This window comes from Aminobacter ciceronei (assembly GCF_014138625.1).
Taxonomy (GTDB): domain Bacteria; phylum Pseudomonadota; class Alphaproteobacteria; order Rhizobiales; family Rhizobiaceae; genus Aminobacter; species Aminobacter ciceronei.
Genome location: NZ_JACJHY010000028.1, coordinates 62,742 through 79,492, shown reverse-complemented (window position 1 = coordinate 79,492; position 16,751 = coordinate 62,742). Strand labels below are relative to the sequence as shown.

The 16,751-nt window shown below is 64.2% G+C and carries 16 protein-coding genes; 7 read left to right on the top strand and 9 right to left on the bottom strand.

Going from position 1 to position 16,751, the window contains the following annotated elements; all coding sequences use genetic code 11:
- Window positions 1-369: 369 nt before the first annotated feature.
- Window positions 370-636 (bottom strand): SEL1-like repeat protein, encoded by a 267-nt coding sequence (locus HNQ95_RS24790; RefSeq protein WP_067964272.1) that lies wholly within the window; start codon window positions 634-636, stop codon window positions 370-372.
- Window positions 637-1,074: 438 nt separating this feature from the next.
- On the opposite strand from HNQ95_RS24790, the gene HNQ95_RS24785 reads away from it, so the two are divergent.
- Window positions 1,075-1,416, top strand: a complete 342-nt coding sequence (locus HNQ95_RS24785) for a DUF2147 domain-containing protein (protein ID WP_067964273.1) — start codon at window positions 1,075-1,077, stop codon at window positions 1,414-1,416.
- Window positions 1,417-1,503: 87 nt separating this feature from the next.
- Here HNQ95_RS24785 and HNQ95_RS24780 read toward each other — a convergent pair whose 3' ends face one another.
- A complete protein-coding gene (locus tag HNQ95_RS24780; protein ID WP_182575501.1) occupies window positions 1,504-2,226 on the bottom strand; it encodes a glutathione S-transferase family protein in 723 nt (240 codons plus the stop codon).
- Window positions 2,227-2,553: 327 nt separating this feature from the next.
- On the opposite strand from HNQ95_RS24780, the gene HNQ95_RS24775 reads away from it, so the two are divergent.
- Both HNQ95_RS24775 and HNQ95_RS24770 read left to right on the top strand, forming a co-directional pair.
- Entirely contained in the window at window positions 2,554-2,748 is a 195-nt protein-coding gene (locus HNQ95_RS24775; protein WP_067964277.1) for a hypothetical protein, read from the top strand.
- A 64-nt stretch (window positions 2,749-2,812) separates the two neighbouring features.
- On the top strand, window positions 2,813-4,315 hold the full coding sequence (locus tag HNQ95_RS24770; RefSeq protein WP_182575502.1) for an AMP nucleosidase: 1,503 nt from the start codon (window positions 2,813-2,815) through the stop codon (window positions 4,313-4,315).
- Window positions 4,316-4,342: 27 nt separating this feature from the next.
- Here the strand turns inward: HNQ95_RS24770 and HNQ95_RS24765 are convergent, their stop codons facing one another.
- Both HNQ95_RS24765 and HNQ95_RS24760 read right to left on the bottom strand, forming a co-directional pair.
- Complete coding sequence (locus tag HNQ95_RS24765; protein WP_182575503.1) at window positions 4,343-5,503, bottom strand: hypothetical protein; 1,161 nt, start codon at window positions 5,501-5,503, stop codon at window positions 4,343-4,345.
- Window positions 5,504-5,630: 127 nt separating this feature from the next.
- Entirely contained in the window at window positions 5,631-6,233 is a 603-nt protein-coding gene (locus HNQ95_RS24760; RefSeq protein WP_067964284.1) for a DUF922 domain-containing Zn-dependent protease, read from the bottom strand.
- 209 nt (window positions 6,234-6,442) lie between these two features.
- Between HNQ95_RS24760 and HNQ95_RS24755 the strand changes: the two genes are divergently transcribed.
- Window positions 6,443-7,477, top strand: coding sequence for an endonuclease/exonuclease/phosphatase family protein (locus tag HNQ95_RS24755; RefSeq protein ID WP_067964286.1), 1,035 nt, complete (start codon window positions 6,443-6,445; stop codon window positions 7,475-7,477).
- A 76-nt stretch (window positions 7,478-7,553) separates the two neighbouring features.
- On the opposite strand, the gene HNQ95_RS24750 is transcribed toward HNQ95_RS24755, so the two are convergent.
- The gene (locus HNQ95_RS24750; protein ID WP_067964288.1) at window positions 7,554-9,236 is read right to left on the bottom strand and encodes an electron transfer flavoprotein-ubiquinone oxidoreductase; all 1,683 of its coding nucleotides are present in this window, start codon (window positions 9,234-9,236) and stop codon (window positions 7,554-7,556) included.
- A gap of 290 nt (window positions 9,237-9,526) precedes the next feature.
- Here HNQ95_RS24750 and HNQ95_RS24745 point away from each other — a divergent pair, with 290 nt between their 5' ends.
- Entirely contained in the window at window positions 9,527-10,141 is a 615-nt protein-coding gene (locus HNQ95_RS24745; protein WP_246340960.1) for a carbohydrate-binding protein, read from the top strand.
- A 37-nt stretch (window positions 10,142-10,178) separates the two neighbouring features.
- Complete coding sequence (locus tag HNQ95_RS24740) at window positions 10,179-11,036, top strand: uracil-DNA glycosylase (protein WP_182575504.1); 858 nt, start codon at window positions 10,179-10,181, stop codon at window positions 11,034-11,036.
- Window positions 11,037-11,049: 13 nt separating this feature from the next.
- Here the strand turns inward: HNQ95_RS24740 and HNQ95_RS24735 are convergent, their stop codons facing one another.
- On the bottom strand, window positions 11,050-11,454 hold the full coding sequence (locus tag HNQ95_RS24735; protein ID WP_182575505.1) for a hypothetical protein: 405 nt from the start codon (window positions 11,452-11,454) through the stop codon (window positions 11,050-11,052).
- A gap of 132 nt (window positions 11,455-11,586) precedes the next feature.
- Between HNQ95_RS24735 and HNQ95_RS24730 the strand changes: the two genes are divergently transcribed.
- A complete protein-coding gene (locus HNQ95_RS24730; RefSeq protein ID WP_182575506.1) occupies window positions 11,587-12,381 on the top strand; it encodes a helix-turn-helix domain-containing protein in 795 nt (264 codons plus the stop codon).
- Here HNQ95_RS24730 and HNQ95_RS24725 read toward each other — a convergent pair.
- The 3 genes from HNQ95_RS24725 to HNQ95_RS24715 form a co-directional block, all read right to left on the bottom strand.
- The gene (locus HNQ95_RS24725) at window positions 12,359-13,366 is read right to left on the bottom strand and encodes a stealth family protein (RefSeq protein ID WP_182575507.1); all 1,008 of its coding nucleotides are present in this window, start codon (window positions 13,364-13,366) and stop codon (window positions 12,359-12,361) included. The two genes, HNQ95_RS24730 and HNQ95_RS24725, sit on opposite strands and share 23 nt — an antisense overlap.
- A gap of 80 nt (window positions 13,367-13,446) precedes the next feature.
- A complete protein-coding gene (locus HNQ95_RS24720; RefSeq protein WP_182575508.1) occupies window positions 13,447-14,394 on the bottom strand; it encodes a DMT family transporter in 948 nt (315 codons plus the stop codon).
- On the bottom strand, window positions 14,391-16,700 hold the full coding sequence (locus tag HNQ95_RS24715; RefSeq protein WP_182575509.1) for a xanthine dehydrogenase family protein molybdopterin-binding subunit: 2,310 nt from the start codon (window positions 16,698-16,700) through the stop codon (window positions 14,391-14,393). Before HNQ95_RS24715 ends, HNQ95_RS24720 begins: the two co-directional genes overlap by 4 nt.
- Window positions 16,701-16,751: the final 51 nt, after the last annotated feature.

The following is a 16,751-nucleotide window of genomic DNA, read 5'->3' as shown; positions in this document are numbered from 1 at the left end:
GTCATGCGTGCAATCGCCGAAAGCTGTCATTGCGACCGGGACTTGTCTTGGCGCATCGGCGTCAGGATGTTGTGCCTGCAAACGGGGCGGCGGGCAATGCGGTGGCCGAACGATGCTGCCACGCCATGGGGCCAAAACAAAAAGGCCGCGCCGATCTTATGTGATCGGTCACGGCCTTTTTCGTGGAGAGCGCCGCGAGCATCTTCGGCCCGTCGGACATTCGCCTGCCCTGTCTAACTCGGTCCAGCTGGTGATGAGACATGCTGGAGGTCATGTCCCTGGCACATCTTGCTCGTCCTTCAAGCAGTGCGCTCTTGGAATTGGGGGCTGCCATCCCGGCGCCCCGGCTCTTCCCCCGAAGAAGCTTGATCAGTGCATCGTCATCCATTCGCGCGCTTCGCGCAGCGCCTTGACGATGTCGAGCTTGGACATCGTGCCGGAGAGCTCCGAGCGCAGGGCGGCCGCCCGGGCCGAACCCTTGATCGCGGCGATGTTGAACCATTTGTGGGCGGCAACCACGTCGACCTCGCAGTCGCGGCCGGTCGCATACATCATGCCGAGTTCGAGAAGAATGTCGGCCTGAGCGGTGGTTCCCATCGCGCCGAAGCCAGCGTCAAAGATTTCGAAACGTGCCATTTTCTTATCCCCTGCCTGTCTCCTGAGAGCCGGCCCGGTGGTGTTCCGGAGCTGCCCTTTCGATGCTTCCGAGAATGCCGGGGAGCCTTGAATCCGCCGTTAAATGGCTTGCTTAACTCGAAGAAAACAAACTGAAAACAAAGGGTAAAGCTCGGAATTCATTAAGGATAGGAGTCCTTGCGGCAGCTGGAATTTGCAGAAAATGCGATGAAAATTCTCCAGTCGCCGGATAAGTCTTTGATAACCACGCGGCACATTGATCGATAGCCAGGGATGAACTTCGGCACCCGGATGGCGCTTTTCGGCGGTCTCAAAAAGGCTCAAAACTAACCCAGCGGCACCACTTTCGTTTTGCCGACGGCTGCATTACGCTTACGTTTGCGTAAATGTCAGGCAGGGAGAGTGCCTGTGGGCGACAATTCAACCGGGAGGACTTCAATGCTTCGCAAGATGAGCCTGGCCATCGCGGCCACCCTGATGATGGCGGGTGCGGCCTATGCCGATCCGATCGAAGGCAACTGGAAGACGGAAGCCGGATCGACTGCCGCGATCACGCCCTGCGGCGGCGGCTTCTGCATCACGCTGAAGGACGGCAAGCACGCCGGCAAGAAGATCGGCACCTTCAATGCCAATGGCGGCACCTATGCCGGCAAGATCACCGACCCGGCCAATGACAAGACCTATACCGGCAAGGCCTCGGTCGCCGGCTCGACGCTCAAGATGAGCGGCTGTGTGCTCGGCGGCCTGATCTGCAAGACGCAGAACTGGAAGAAGCTGTAAGGCGACCAGGAAACAGTCGTCAGTATCAGGGGGAGGCAGTGCCGGCGGGCGCTGCCTCCCCCATTCGTTTTTGCGCTGTCTGCGCGTTCAGGCCCTGGCGCGCTGGCCGAACAACACCTTCTGGGCTTCCTTGTCGTCGGCGAGGTTGCGGCGGTGGTCCTCACCGACGGCGAGGCCACGGCTCACTGCCGGACGAGCCAGCAACGTGTCGAACCAGCGCTTGAGATGCGGGAAGTCCTCGAGCTCCTGGCCCTGGTTCTTGTAAGGCTTGACCCAGCCGAGCGAGGCGATGTCGGCGATCGAATAGTCGCCGGCAAGGAATTCGCTATCGGCGAGGCGCTTGTTCATCACGCCATAGAGCCGGTTGACCTCATTGGTGTAGCGATCGATGCCATAGGCGATCTTCTCCGGCGCATATTGCCGGAAGTGATGGGCCTGGCCGGCCATCGGGCCGAGGCCGCCAACCTGCCAGAACAGCCACTGATCGACCTCGGCGCGGCCGCGCTCGTCCGAGGGATAGAGCTTGCCGAACTTGCGGCCGAGATATTGCAGGATCGCCCCGGATTCGAAGATCGAGATCGGCGCGCCGCCCCATTTGCCGTCAGCGGTCGGCCCTTCCGGGTCGATGATCGCCGGCATGCGGTTGTTGGGCGCGATCTTGAGGAATGACGGCTCGAACTGCTCACCCTTGCCGATGTTGATGTATTTGACGGTGTAAGGAACGCCCAGTTCCTCCAGCATGATCGAAATCTTCCAGCCATTGGGCGTCGGCCAGTAATAGAGTTCGATCGGCAATGTCTGGCTGGTCATTCCGCAGTCTCCGTTGGTGAGCGTTGCTCAGGAGATATGCGCAGCGGGGCGAAACACAACCCTGCGGACCCATCAAGGCTCGTCAATAAATTTGAACCGAAGATGAACGGAGGTCTCAGAACCCGTTCAGTCGCAGCTTGGCATAGTCCGATCCATCGAAGGAGAAGACACCAATGCTCGCCCGCCGGTTCACCATCGTCTGCCTGCTCAGCGCCCTGTTCGGGATCATGTTCGCAACGCTGGTGGCAGAGACCAGCCGCCCTGCCCGCTCCTGGGAAATCGTGAAGAAGTAACGACGCAACACAAGATCGAAAAGAAGCAACGCCAATGACCCGCACCGCAACCCAGATCAAGAAGACGCTCCGGCTGCTGCCGCGCGCCGCCATGATCCTGATGGTCCTTGCCGCTCCGGTGCTGGCCGTTCCGCAGCTTCGCGCCGATTACGGCTCGACCATCGAGGCACCTGCCGCCCGCAAGAGCGGCGTCGGCTTCGTGCTCCTGGTCAGCCTGCAGCGCACCTGAGAGATTTGAAAGGACGCGCCGCGAGACCTCTCGCAGCCGTCATAATTGATCTCTATAATAGGTCATGGAAAAGCGAATCTATCCTCAACCTATCGAATCGATCTCTTCGCCGCTGCCGTTTCCTCGGCAGAGCTTTACTGATGCCGACAAGGCGGTTGCTGCCTTGCAGGCGCTTTACGAGCGCAACACCGCCTTCCTGCGCGACGCCTTCGCCTCGCTGGCAGCCGGCGCCGACACCAATGTCAGGTTCCGCGCCTGCTATCCCGAAGTCGGCGTCACCACGACATCCTACTCCCAGGTCGACTCGCGCCAGGCCTATGGCCACATGCCGACCCCGGGGCATTTCTCGACCACGATCACCCGGCCGGACCTGTTCCAGAGCTACCTCACCGAGCAGCTCAAGCTGATCATGCGCAACCATGGCGGCCCGGTGACGGTTTCGGAATCGACGACGCCGATCCCGCTGCATTTCGCCTTCCTCGAGGGCACCCATGTCGACGGTGCCGCCGCTGACCGCATCCAGCGGCCGATCCGCGACCTGTTCGACGTGCCGGATCTCGACGGCACCGACGACCACATCGCCAACGGCACCTTCGAGATCATGCCGGGCGAATCCCGCCCGCTGGCCGTGTTCACCGCCCAGCGCATCGACTATTCGCTGCACCGGCTGGCGCATTACACGGCCACGACGCCGCATCACTTCCAGAACTTCGTGCTGTTCACCAACTACCAGTTCTATATCGACGAGTTCGTCGTTTTGGCCCGTGACCTGATGGCCAAGGGCGTCGGCGGCTATACGGAATTCGTCGAGCCGGGCGGCGTGGTGACCAAGGCGGGCCAATCGGCGCCATCGGAAGGCACGCCGGCGGCAAGGCTGCCGCAGATGCCGGCCTATCACCTGAAGAAGCCGGGCCATGCCGGCATCACCATGGTCAATATCGGCGTCGGTCCTTCCAACGCCAAGACCATTACCGACCACATCGCCGTGCTCAGGCCGCATGCCTGGCTGATGCTCGGCCACTGCGCCGGCCTGCGCAACACCCAGGCGCTGGGCGACTATGTGCTGGCGCATGCCTATGTCCGCGAAGACCACGTGCTCGACGACGACCTGCCGGTGTGGATCCCGATCCCGCCGCTGGCCGAGGTGCAGGTGGCGCTGCAGGAGGCCGTGGCAGAAGTAACCGGCCTGTCCGGCTACGACCTCAAGCGCATCATGCGGACGGGAACCGTCGCCACCATCGACAACCGCAACTGGGAACTGCGCGACCAGCGCGGGCCGGTGCAGCGGCTGTCGCAGTCGCGCGCCATCGCGCTCGATATGGAGTCGGCGACGATCGCCGCCAACGGCTTCCGCTTCCGCGTGCCCTACGGCACGCTGCTGTGCGTGTCCGACAAGCCGCTGCATGGCGAGCTCAAGCTGCCGGGAATGGCGACCGAGTTCTACAAGCGGCAGGTGGCGCAGCATCTGACCATCGGCATCCGCGCCATGGAAAAGCTGGCCGAAATGCCGAATGAGCGGCTGCATTCGCGCAAGCTGCGCAGCTTCGCCGAGACGGCGTTCCAGTAAGCTGCCGACCGAGAGCTCGGCCGCAGCCTAGTGCTTGCGGCCGAAGACGGCGGTGCGTCTGACAAAGCCGCCGCCGAAACGCGGCGGCGATCCTGCAGGCGGCTCGTCCGAGCCGCCCTCGCCCTTGCGGTAGAGCTGCAGGCTGTTGCCCACGGCCTTTGCCGTGCGCTCCTTCTGCTCCCAATCGGCGATCAATTCGCGCCGCTTGTCCCGGTCAGGCTCGACCGAGGCGGCGACCGAGCGCATGCCGCCTGGGACCAGCGTGCGGCTCTCATGTTCCATCGTGGTGTAGCTGTGCTGCCGGGAGAAGCGCAGGGTCAGCGCGTAGCACGGCTCGCGCATGCCGATCGGGTGCTGCTCGGCAGCAACATGCCGGACACGATAGGAATAGTCGCCGTTTTCGGGACCGAAGGTCTCGTCGTCGGGGACGACATAGCCATTGGGCTGAATGGCGACGCGGATGAAGGCAAGCGCTGCGTCGTAAAGATCGATCCACGGAATGGGCGCCGGTGCGACATAGACTTCGCGGCCGATATAGTCGGCGCCGCCCAGGGTCAGCAGGCCAGCCGGTTGTTCGTTGAAACCGGGCGCCGGCTCGCCGGCGAAAAGCTTGGGATGGACGGTCAGCATGCTGGGCTGCGGCTGGTCCAGAAACGCCGTGAACTGCTCGCCGGCGATCAGCATGTTGCTCTGGGTCCAGTGAATGGCGCTGGCGGGCTGGACCTTGAGAAGGTGGCGGCAGACCTCGCCGAGGATCTCGACGCGCATGTTGAATTCGCGCAGCGTCGCCCCCGGGCGCTGCATGCCGATCTGGCTGAAGAAGCCCGCAATGTCAGGATTGTCGGTGACGCCGCCCATCACGCCATGGTGGACCTCGACAAGGACATGCGCGGTGTGCCGGCGCACGCGCTCCCGGGCATCCGGCATCAGCAGCGTGGTTGCCGCGGAGCCGAGGGTCGGGGCGAAAACCGCCGCATCGGCGGGCCGGGGAAAATAGGTGACGAGGATCTGGAATTCGCCGGGGCCCCTCATCAGGACGAAATGGCGGTCCTCCTGGACGACGTTGAGCGGCAATTGCCTCTCGAGCATCGCCTTGCGGAAGGCGTTGAGATGCGGCGACGGATAGATCTCGTCGCCGCCCTCATAGAGGATCGCTGCCTGGATGTTGTTGGTGTACCTGCCGGTCATGGTTGCACCTCGCCTCACCGCAACGGTGCCATTTGGCCGCAAAAGCAAGGTTAACTTCCAGCGCAACCACAAGCTGTGGTTAAGAATCCCCTTGCGTCATAGAGCTTTGCGCCCGAGGCGGGCAAGATCACTGCCCGTTGACGAAGGACAGGATCAGGCGATGGACGTTGCCGCCATCGTTGAGCTCGACGCGGTCGAAGTCGCTGCTCTGCTGGCGTTGCGCCAGCGACGCCTCCGACAGCGGCTTGATGATCTCCTGCCTGATCTTTTTGCAGCCGGGATCGCCCGGCACAGAGAGGCCGATGGTGGTCCGCTCGATCGTCGCCACCATGTCCTTGATCATCTGGCCGTGCACCAGCTCGTGGCGGCGGACGCCTTCGTAAAAGACGTCCCAGCGCTGCTTCAGCCCGTCCGGCAGGCGTCCGGACGGTTTGGGCAAGGTGTAGGTGATGATCAGCTTGGGCTTTGCCGAAACCAAGGTGCAGCCGTCGCCTTGCGGCACGTAGTTGCGCTGCCATGTAAGCTTGAAATTGGTGTGGGCGATGGCGCGGCCGATGCCGGCCTTCGGGCCGCGCTCGCCGATCGAGGCGTAGAGCTCGGGGGCCGTGCTTCCCGAGATTGCGTAGGTCTTGACCTGCTCGACCACCTGCCCCTCGGCATGCGCGGCAAAGGGAGCCATGACGAACAGCGCCGCACATGCGCGCAGCCAGCGATGGGCGGTCGAATTCATTCCAGTCTCCACAAGGCCGATCAGTTGCGCATCACGAGCGCATCGATGCCGATTTCCCGGCCATCGGTCTCACAAGTCGCCCGGCATTTCAACCGCCGGTCGCCAGCGCTGCCACCTTGCCCGTCCTCGCCGACGGAGCTTTCCAGCAAAGCGCAAGCGGCCCATAATCGATCATCAATGGGCCGCATTTGTTGCTACATGAAACTGGAATGACGACGTTCTACAGACTGGGCAGGATCGCCTGCTTCCTGGCGATGATGATCTTGTCGGTGCCGCTGGTCGCCGGCTTCTTCGGCGCCTGGCATCCGGCGCTCGACTCCTTTGCGCATTTCAGGGTGCACCTGGCGGTGGCGATGATGCTGGCGGCATTGCCGCTGCTGTTGACCTCGCTGCGCTGGCAGGCCGTTGCTGCGCTGGCATTCGGTGCCGCAGCCCTGTCCACCACCTCGAGTTCGCTGCCTTTGCCCGGGCTCGGGCCTGTGCATGCGGCGTTCCAGCCGCGCGCCGATGGCCGGCCGGTCTACAAGATGCTGCAGATGAACCTGCGCTTCAAGAACACCCAGCCTGAGAAGGTGCTGTCGCTTGTCGGTCGCTGGCAGCCCGACGTCATCACCTTCCAGGAGGTGTCGGCGATGTGGGAAGGCAAGCTGCAGCCGCTGTTTGCGCGCTACCCCTACCGCATGATGTGCCCCTATCCGAACGGCATCTTCGGCTCGGCGATCCTGTCGCGGCGGCCATTTGTTGAAGGCAGTCAGCCGCAGTGCTTCGGCGGCGGCGCGCTGGCAACGGCCAAGGTCGATTTCGGCGGCCGGGCAAGCGACGTGGTGTCGATCCATCTCGGCTGGCCCTGGCCGTTCGAGCAATCGCAGCAGATTGGCGAGTTGAGCGGCAATCTCGCAGCGCTTGGCGAGAGCGCCATTCTCGGCGGTGATTTCAACGCCACGCCGTGGAGTGCCGCGGTCGCCCGCGTCGCCAGGCTCGGCGGACTGACGCTGATGCCGGCTGCCGGCCGCACCTGGCTGACCTTCATGCTGCCCGACTTCATGCGCTTCGCCGGGCTGACCATCGATCATGTCATGGCCAAGGGCGACGTGCTGGTCCACGCGGTGACGATGGGCGAGGATGCCGGCTCGGACCACCGTCCGCTGCTGATCGAGTTCTCGTTCCGCGACAGCGCCACCCATCCGGAAGACAGCGAGACGCAGACGGTCAGGATCGAGACCGGCGAGCCGCCGCACAGCTGAGATCGCCCCGCAGACGGAAACGGCCCGGAAGTCGATGACCCCGGGCCGCTGAAATCGTCATGTGCTGCTTGCCAGCTCACATGTTGGGATAGACCGGCCCTTCGCCGCCCTGCGGCGGCACCCAGTTGATGTTCTGGTTGGGATCCTTGATGTCGCAGGTCTTGCAGTGGACGCAGTTCTGCGCGTTGATGACAAACTTGGCGTCGGCGTGGCCGGGATCGCCGGCGATCGAATTGCCGTCCTTGTCGACCCACTCATAGACGCCGGCCGGGCAGTATCGGCTCGACGGGCCGGCGAAGACGCCATATTCCGAGCGCTTCTGCAGCTCCATGTCCTTGACCTGGAGGTGGACCGGCTGGTCTTCCTCGTGGTTGGTGTTGGACAGGAACACCGACGACAGGCGGTCGAAGGTCAGGACGCCGTCAGGCTTGGGGTAGTCGATCTTCTTGTGCTTCGACGCCGGCTCGAGCGACTGGGCATCCGACTTGCCATGCTTCAGCGTGCCGAAGGGCGAGACGCCGAACAGCGTGTTGAGCCACATGTCGAGGCCGCCAAGGCTGACGCCGAGGATGGTGCCGAAGCGCGACCACAGCGGCTTGACGTTGCGGACTTTCTTCAGATCCTTGCCGATGTCGGTCGAGCGCCATGCGGCTTCATAAGAAGCGAGCTCATCATTGGCACGGCCGGCGCCGATGGCCTCCGCCACGTGCTCGGCGGCGAGCATGCCCGACAGCACGGCGTTGTGCGACCCCTTGATGCGCGGAACGTTGACCAGACCGGCCGAGCAGCCCATCAGCACGCCGCCGGGGAACGAAAGCTTCGGCACCGACTGGTAGCCGCCCTCGGTGATGGCGCGCGCGCCATAAGACAGGCGCTTGGCGCCGTCGAAGGTGTGGCGGATCGCCGGATGCGTCTTGAAACGCTGGAACTCCTCGAAGGGCGACAGATAGGGGTTCTTGTAGTTGAGGTGGACGACGAAGCCGACCGCAACCATGTTGTCCTCGAGGTGATAGAGGAACGAGCCGCCGCCGGTCTTGAAATCGAGCGGCCAGCCGAAGGAGTGCTGGACGAGGCCCGGCTTGTGATGCTCGGGCGCGACCTGCCACAGTTCCTTGAGGCCGATGCCGAATTTTTGCGGCTCCTTGCCGGCGCCGAGATCGTATCTGGCGATCAGCTGCTTGGCGAGCGAACCGCGGGCGCCCTCGCCGATCAGGACATATTTGCCCATCAGCGCCATGCCGGGCGCGAAGGACGGGCCATGCGAGCCGTCGCGCTCGACACCCATGTCGCCGGTGTAGACGCCGGTGACGGCGCCTTGGTCGTTGTAGATGAGGCCGGCAGCGGCGAAGCCGGGATAGATCTCGACGCCGAGCGCCTCGGCCTTCGTTGCCAGCCAGCGGCAGACATTGCCGAGCGAGACGATGTAGTTGCCGTGGTTGCTCATCAGCGGCGGCATGAACATGTTCGGCAGCTTGACCGAACCTGCCGGCCCGAGGACCAGGAAGTGGTCGTCGGTGACGGGCGTCTTGAACGGGTGGTCGCTGTCGTCGCGCCAGTCGGGCAGCAGCCGGTCGATGCCGATCGGATCGACGACGGCACCGGACAGGATGTGAGCGCCGACCTCGCCGCCCTTTTCGAGCACGACGACGGACAGTTCGGGATTGACCTGCTTGAGCCGGATCGCCGCCGCCAGACCCGCCGGACCTGCACCGACGATGACAACGTCGAATTCCATGCTCTCGCGTTCGATATCGCTCATCAATCCCTCCGCGTTGGCTAGCCCTGTCCCAGGGGCAATCTGTAGCTAAGCGCTGCATAGCGCATCGTCGGCAAACGTCAAACGGACCAATCCGCACATCGGCTGTTTGGCCTAACGACGCTCTCCTCCGAGCAATGAATTATCTTACGTTAACGTAAAGGTCAAAAGATTTCACCTTTCGGCTGTGGGTTATGGCCCGTACTGTCACGAAACAGGTGTTGTTCAACAGCCTTTTCGTCCATTGATTCCATATGCGCCAACACGTGCCTTGCAGGACCGGACTGGAGCGCTTGCACCCCAAACGCCACATCCTGGCTGGGGCTGCCCTTCTTATTGCGACATGTCTTGTCAGCGAAGGTCGCTCGCAGGAGACCGAGGCCGGTCAAAAGGTCTGGAATGCCGGGGCCTATTCGTTTTCCGATGAACTCGGCGGCTTCCAGATCACCGGCGTTTCGGGAACCGGCACCAGGGAAGACCCCTTCGTCATCAGGGAAGAACTGGATTCGTCGACGCCGGTGACGCTGACGATCCGCACGACCCGGCCGATCCGGCCCTTCGACAGCTCGGGCTTCTATGCCAATGGCATCATGTTCATGCGCATCGAGGCGCTGAACAACAGCGGCCAGGCGTGGGTGGAATTCGAGTTCGAGCTGCAGGAGCAGCAAGGCCAGGCCAGCGTGTTCGGCGACGGGCTGTCCTTCGACCAGCGCCGCACCGACAACGTCAACATCTCCTCCGACAGCTTCGCCCAGTACAGCCGCGACTTCGAACCATATGACCGGCTGCGCTTCATCGACGGCAAGGTCGACCCGCTGGCAATTGCCGGCTTCAGCTTCCTGGTCACCGACTACACACCACGCTGGCGCTTTTATCTGGTGCAGGACCCGCGCATTCCGTCCTCGTGAACTTGCAAACCGGCGGCGTAACGCCGTAACTGTGCCAATGGCCTCACTTTCGGGAAACGAACCTCCGGATCTGCGCGATCTGCTCGCCTTCTATGCGGCGGCGGGGGTCGATGATGCGCTTGTCGACGACCCGATCGACCGCTTTGCCGAAAACGCCCAGCAGCGCCTGGCGGCATCACGGCAGCTGGCGGACAGGGCGGCCGAGGCGCCCCGCCCCGGCGCCGCCCCTGCCACGGCACCGCCTCAGCCGCGACCGGCAGCGGTTGCCGCCGTGCCTGACGAGGCGCAGGCCGCCGCGGCACGCGAACTTGCCTCCAAGGCAGCAACGCTCGACGAGCTCAAGCAGATCATGGAAGGTTTCGAGGGCTGCAATCTGAAGGCCACGGCCAAGAGCATGGTCTTTGCCGACGGCAACCCCGAAGCCGATCTGATGCTGGTCGGCGAAGCGCCCGGCCGCGACGAGGACCTCGAAGGCCTGCCGTTCGTCGGCCGCTCGGGCCAATTGCTCGACCGCATCCTTGCAGCGATCGGGCTCGACAGGACATCAGCCTATATCGCCAACGTGATTCCGTGGCGTCCGCCCGGCAACCGCACGCCGACCCCGCATGAAACGGAGATCTGCCGGCCATTCGTCGAGCGCCAGATCGCCCTTGCCAGGCCCAAGGTGCTGGTGACGCTTGGCGGCCCCTCGGCCAAGCTGCTGGTCGGCTCGCAGGACGGAATTCTGAGACTGCGCGGCAGCTGGAAAAACCATGTCACGGCAGACGGCACCGTCATCCCTGTCATGCCGACGCTGCACCCGGCCTATCTGCTGAGAAATCCCGCCCACAAGAAGCTTGCGTGGCGGGATTTCCTCGAGGTCAAGGCGAAGCTGCGGCAACTCGGCAGCCTCTAGCTTTTGTCGCCGATCAGGCAGCCGCGACCACTGACGTGGCGCGGCGGATGCCGATGAACTGCAGTTCGGCGAAGACCGCGACCGCCAGCGCCTGGGCAACCACGAAGGCGATGCCGAGTGCATTCGGCGCCACGACACCGCTGACGAGCAGGCCGAAGCTGGCGACCACCCACAGCACATTGATGGCGATGATGTCGATCATGACGAGCTTCGACACCGTGGCGCGGCGGGCGATGACCACCAGCATGGCAACGAAGGGCACCAGCACCAGGCCTGCCCAGAACAGCAGTTGCGCCGGCAGTTCGAGCAGCGGCGACAACAGCGGGGTGCCAAGCATCATCAGCAGGCCGGCCGCGCCGCTGATCAGCGCATCAGCATGGAGGACGTTGCGAAGGAAGGGGGTGACGGTGATGGACATGGCTGGCTCCTGTTCGGTTGTGGAGGCTGTCTGCGACCGCCTTCCTGAAACCGAACATCTCACCGCCGCTGAACCAATGCGATTACGCTTGAGGTAATAGCAATCAGAATTGCCTCTGCTTAGTGTGGCGGCATGACAAACACACAAAACTCCGTAGGCGACCTCATCCGCGAATGGCGCACCAGGCGGCGCATGAGCCAGCTCGACCTGGCGATGGAAGCTGAAATCTCGCAACGGCATCTGAGCTTCATGGAAAGCGGGCGCTCGGCGCCGTCGCGCGAGATGGTACTGCATCTGGCCGAACAGCTCGAAATCCCGCTGCGCCAGCGCAACCAGCTGCTGCTCGCCGCCGGATACGCACCGAGCTTCAGCGAAAAACCGCTCGACCACCCCTCGCTGGCACCCGCCATGGAGGCGGTGCGCATGGTGCTGAAGGGGCATGAGCCCTACCCCGCCATCGCGGTCGACCGGCATTGGAACCTGATCGAGGGCAATGCGGCGCTCGGCCCGATGCTTGCCGGCGTCGATGCCGCCCTGCTCGAGCCGCCGGTCAACGTGCTCCGGCTCAGCCTGCACCCGAAAGGCGTGGCGCCGCGCATCGTCAACCTGCATGAATGGCGCTCGCATCTGCTCGAACGGCTGAAGCACCAGAACGACACGGCAGGCGACCCGGTGCTCAAGGCGCTGGAGCAGGAATTGCTGACCTATCCCGACGGGCCGCGCCAGGGCCGGCCGCTGCAGGCCGATCCGCTGGCGATCGCCCATCCGCTCCGGCTGCGCGTCGGGGACGACGTGCTGTCCTTCATCAGCACGATCACCGTGTTCGGCACGCCGCTCGACGTGACTCTGTCGGAAATCGCCATCGAATCCTTCTTCCCCGCCGACGAAGAGACGGCGGCGCGGCTCAGGTGCCTGGCCGTTCAATAGCGTCAGGCCGCGATAAGACACGATCCTTTTCGAACGGCGACGGGTCCGGAAAGATCGCCGCCAGGGCTGCCTGCATCTCCACGGCCCTGACACCGGCACGCGCCTCGTCGTCGATCTCGTCATTGAGACAGAAAAAGGCCGGCGGTGCTGCGACCAGGCCTGCCAGCGACCGACTGAACGCCTCGTCGTCCCGGACGGCCACGACATTCTCCTGTACCAGCTTCACCTGCACGACGCCGTCGGCGCGGCCGCGATCACGCTCGGCAATGGCATTGATGTAGAGCACCTTCGCCGACGCGTCCGTGCTCTGGCGGAAACGATGCCGCGCCGTGCGGCGCAGCCAGAAGCCGAAGCGGTCGTGCAGCCAGGCCAGCTTGTCGAGTTCCAGCAGCAGCGGGACATGCGGCGGGTAGGACCAGCGCCTGCGGCGGAACGCCAGGCACAAAAGCAGATTGTTGAAGGCGAGCGTCCTGATGTAGCGATCCGCCCGCAGCCGAAACCGTGGCAGCCTCGCCGCCATGACGTGAAGCCGCGCACGACCATCGGGCAAGACGAACTCTTCCTTCGATACCATCTGGCCGACGAAGAAGTCGTCGTTGAACAGCAGGAAGCGATTGGCGACACCGGCCCTCCCGATGCCGTGCAGATTGGCTTCGATGGCGCTGGAACTGAACACCGGCAGGCCGGAAGGCTCGGCGAAGAATTCCGCATGGGTGACGAGGTTGATGCCGGGACGATCGAGGTCGAGCCATGACGGCACCTGACCGTTGGTGACGAGATGGATGGTGCGGACCCAGGGCAGATGGAAATGGATCGACCGCAGCGCATAACGCAACTCGCCATTCTCGCGAAAACGACAGGATGCCGGCCTCAGCCATGGCCGCTTCGGCCAGTGGCGCAGCAGGCTTTCACGGTGGACAGGATCGCTGCCGTCGACCCAGGGCATGACGACGTCGATCGGGTCGGAAAATGCGTTCAAAGTCATGGCTCGCCCTTCGACGGGAATTCAGTCGCCTCAGATCAGTCCGAGGAGCGGGCAGGCTCCGGATGCATTGCCGTCGCCGCCTATTGCGGCGAGGACGCTTTCTTGACCGCCTGGCGTTCCAGGCCAAGGCGTTGTTCGCGCCAGATGATGAAGATGCCGGCGGCGATGACGATGATGCCGCCGACCAGCGTATGGATGGTCGGCAGGTCGCCGAAGACGAGATAGCCGACGGCGATGCCGAGCAGCAGGGAGGTGTATTCGAAGGGCGCGACGGTCGAGGCCTCGGCGTGGCGGTAGGCCTCGGTCATGAACAGCTGGGCGATACCGCCGCAGAAGCCGCCGGTGACGAGCAGCGCCGTCTGCTGCCAGCTCAGCGACTGCCAGCCGAAAGGCAGGCTGAACAGGGCCATGACGCTGGCGGTCAGCGAGAACCACAAAACGATGGTTGCCGTGCGTTCGGTGTGGACGAGGTTGCGCACCAAAAGCATGGCGATGGCCGACAGGCCCGCGCCGATGATGGCGGCGACAGCTCCCATCGCCGCCTTGTCGCTGACGCCGCCGGGAGAGGTGAACAGCGTCAGGTTGGGCCACGACACGATCAGCACGCCGACGAGACCGACGGCAACCGCGGTCCAGCGATAGGCGCGAACGTTTTCGCCGAGGATCAGCGCGCTGAAGACGACGACGAGCAGCGGCTGGGCATAGTTGAGCGTGATCGCCTCGGGCAGCGGCAGTTGGGTCAGCGCATAGAAACCGAAGCCCATGGCGGTGACGCCGGCGAGCCCGCGCATGATGTGGCCGAATGGCCGCCTGGTGGTGACCGCCGTGCGCAGCTCACCGCGGCAGGCGAGGAAGACGAGGATCGGAAAGATGGCGAAGAAGGACCGGTAGAAGACGATCTGGCCGGCGGGCACCTGGCCGGCCAGCTTGATGGCCGTCGACATGCCGACAAAGATCGCCACCGAAATGACCTTGAGAGCGATACCTGTAAGCGGCGACGACGCCGCCTGAACCACGTTTTGCTTCACTGCTGCCGTGCCGCCTCTATCGCCGCCCAGATGCGCAACGGCGTCGCGGGCATTTCAATGTGGGTGATGCCGTAGGCGCGGTGGAGCGCGTCGGTGACCGCGTTGAGCGCCGCCGGCGTGGCGCCGATGGTGCCGGCCTCGCCCGCGCCCTTCATGCCCATGGCATTGGTGGTCGAGGGCACGTTGCGCGTCTCGAAATGAAAGGACGGCACGCTGTCGGCGCGCGGCATGGTGTAGTCCATGAAGCTGGCCGTCAGCAGCTGGCCGTCCTCGCTGTAGACGGCCTCCTCCTGCAACGCCTGGCCGATGCCCTGGACGACGCCGCCATGGACCTGGCCGGCAAGCAGGATCGGGTTCACGGTTGCGCCGAAATCGTCGACGATGGTGTAGGCGACCACTTCGGTGGTGCCGGTTTCCGGATCGATCTCGACCTCGCAGATATGCGTGCCGTTGGGATAGGTCGCCTCGTCCTGAACAAATTCGCCCATCGCCTTGAGATCGTCGGGGTTTTTCGCCGCCGCATGGAGATCGGCGAAGGCCATGGCGCGGTCGGTGCCGACGATGCGCGCCTCGCCATTGCCAAGCTCGATATCGGCGGCCGCCGCCTCCAGCTCGTCGGCTGCGATCTTCTTCAGCTTCTCGGCAAGGGCAGCACCGGCGCGGGAGGCGGAAACGCCGCCAAGCGGGATCGAGCGCGAGCCACCGGTGCCGCCGCCCTTGGCAAGCTGGTCGGTGTCGCCCTGGTGGACGCTGATGCTGGCGACGTCGAGATTGAGCTTTTCCGAGACGAACTGGGCATAGGCAGTGGCATGGCCCTGACCGTTGGACTGGGTGCCGATGAACACCGAGACGGTGCCGTCGGCATTGAGTTCGACCCGCGCCGGCTCGGAGCCGGCGAAGGCGCAGGCTTCGATGTAGGTCGCCATGCCGAGCCCGCGGATCTTTCCACGCGACCGGGCTTCGGCGAGACGGTCGGGGAATGCAGCCCAGCCGGCGCGTTGCATCGACAGGTCCATATGCGCCTCGAACTCGCCGACATCGTAGAGCCGGCCGGTCTGGGTGCGGTACGGGAACTGCTCCGGGCGGATGAAGTTGCGGCGGCGGATCTCGTCGACAGTGAGACCGAGATCGCGGGCGCAGGCGTCAGTCAGCTTCTCGACCAGAAGCGCTGCTTCCGGGCGCCCTGCGCCGCGATAGGCATCGACAGGACAGGTGTTGGTGTAGACACCTTCGATCGTCACATCGAGCGCCTGGATGTCGTAGACGCCGGTCGACATGCTGGCACCGATATAGGCGATGACAGGGCCATATTGCGAGACGTAGGCGCCGACATTGGAGAGCAACCTGACGCGCAGGCCGAGGAAGCGGCCGTTCCTGTCCATGGCCATCTCGGCTTTGACGACATTGTCGCGGCCTTGCGCGTCGGTGAGGAAGTGTTCGGTGCGGTCGCTCGCCCATTTGACCGGCCGGCCAAGCCGCCTGGCCGCTTCCAGCACCAGCGCATGCTCGCGGTAGACGAAGGCCTTGGTGCCGAAACCGCCGCCGACATCGGGAGTGACGACGCGCAGCTTGTCGCTCTCGATGCCGAACACCTGGCCGGTCAGCACATTGCGCATCGAATGCACGCCTTGCGAGCCGGTGGTGAGCACGAAGCGGTCTTCGTCGTCGCGCCACTCGCCGATCGCCGAGCGCGGCTCCATGTAGTTGCAGATCAGGCGGTTGTTGATGAACTCGATGCTGGTGACGTGATCGGCTTTGGCAAAGACGCTGTCGGCCCTCGCCTTGTCGCCGAGATGGTAGGTGAAGGCGCGATTGCTGCCGAGCTCAGGCCAGACCAGCGGCGCCTCGGCGTCGAGGGCAGTCGCCGTGTTGGCGGCGGCGTCCTCGCCGTCATAGTCGACCTCGATCAGCTCGGCGGCGTCCTGGGCAAGCGCGCGGCTGTCGGCGACGATGAAGGCCACCGCATCGCCGACATAATGAACCCGGTCGCGGCACAGGATCGGAATGTCGCGTGTCGGCGCCCGCGTGCCGTCAGGCTGCTTCTGCATGACCGTCGACTTGAGGGCGCCGAGATGGGCGACATCGGCACCTGACAGGACCAGGTGGACTCCAGGGGCGGCGCGCGCGTCCTCGAGCGAGCCGATCGTGAAGCTGGCCTTGGCGACGGGCGAGCGCAGGACGTAGCCGTGCAGTTGCGCAGCGGCGGCGATGTCGTCGGTGTAACGGCCCTTGCCGGTGATGAAGGCGCCGTCCTCGACGCGCAATACGGACGCGCCCATTCCGAATTTCGGCGTGACGACTGTCATATCTGCCTCGTGAGGATTGGTGGGGAGCGCAGCGAATGTGCGGTCCCGGAC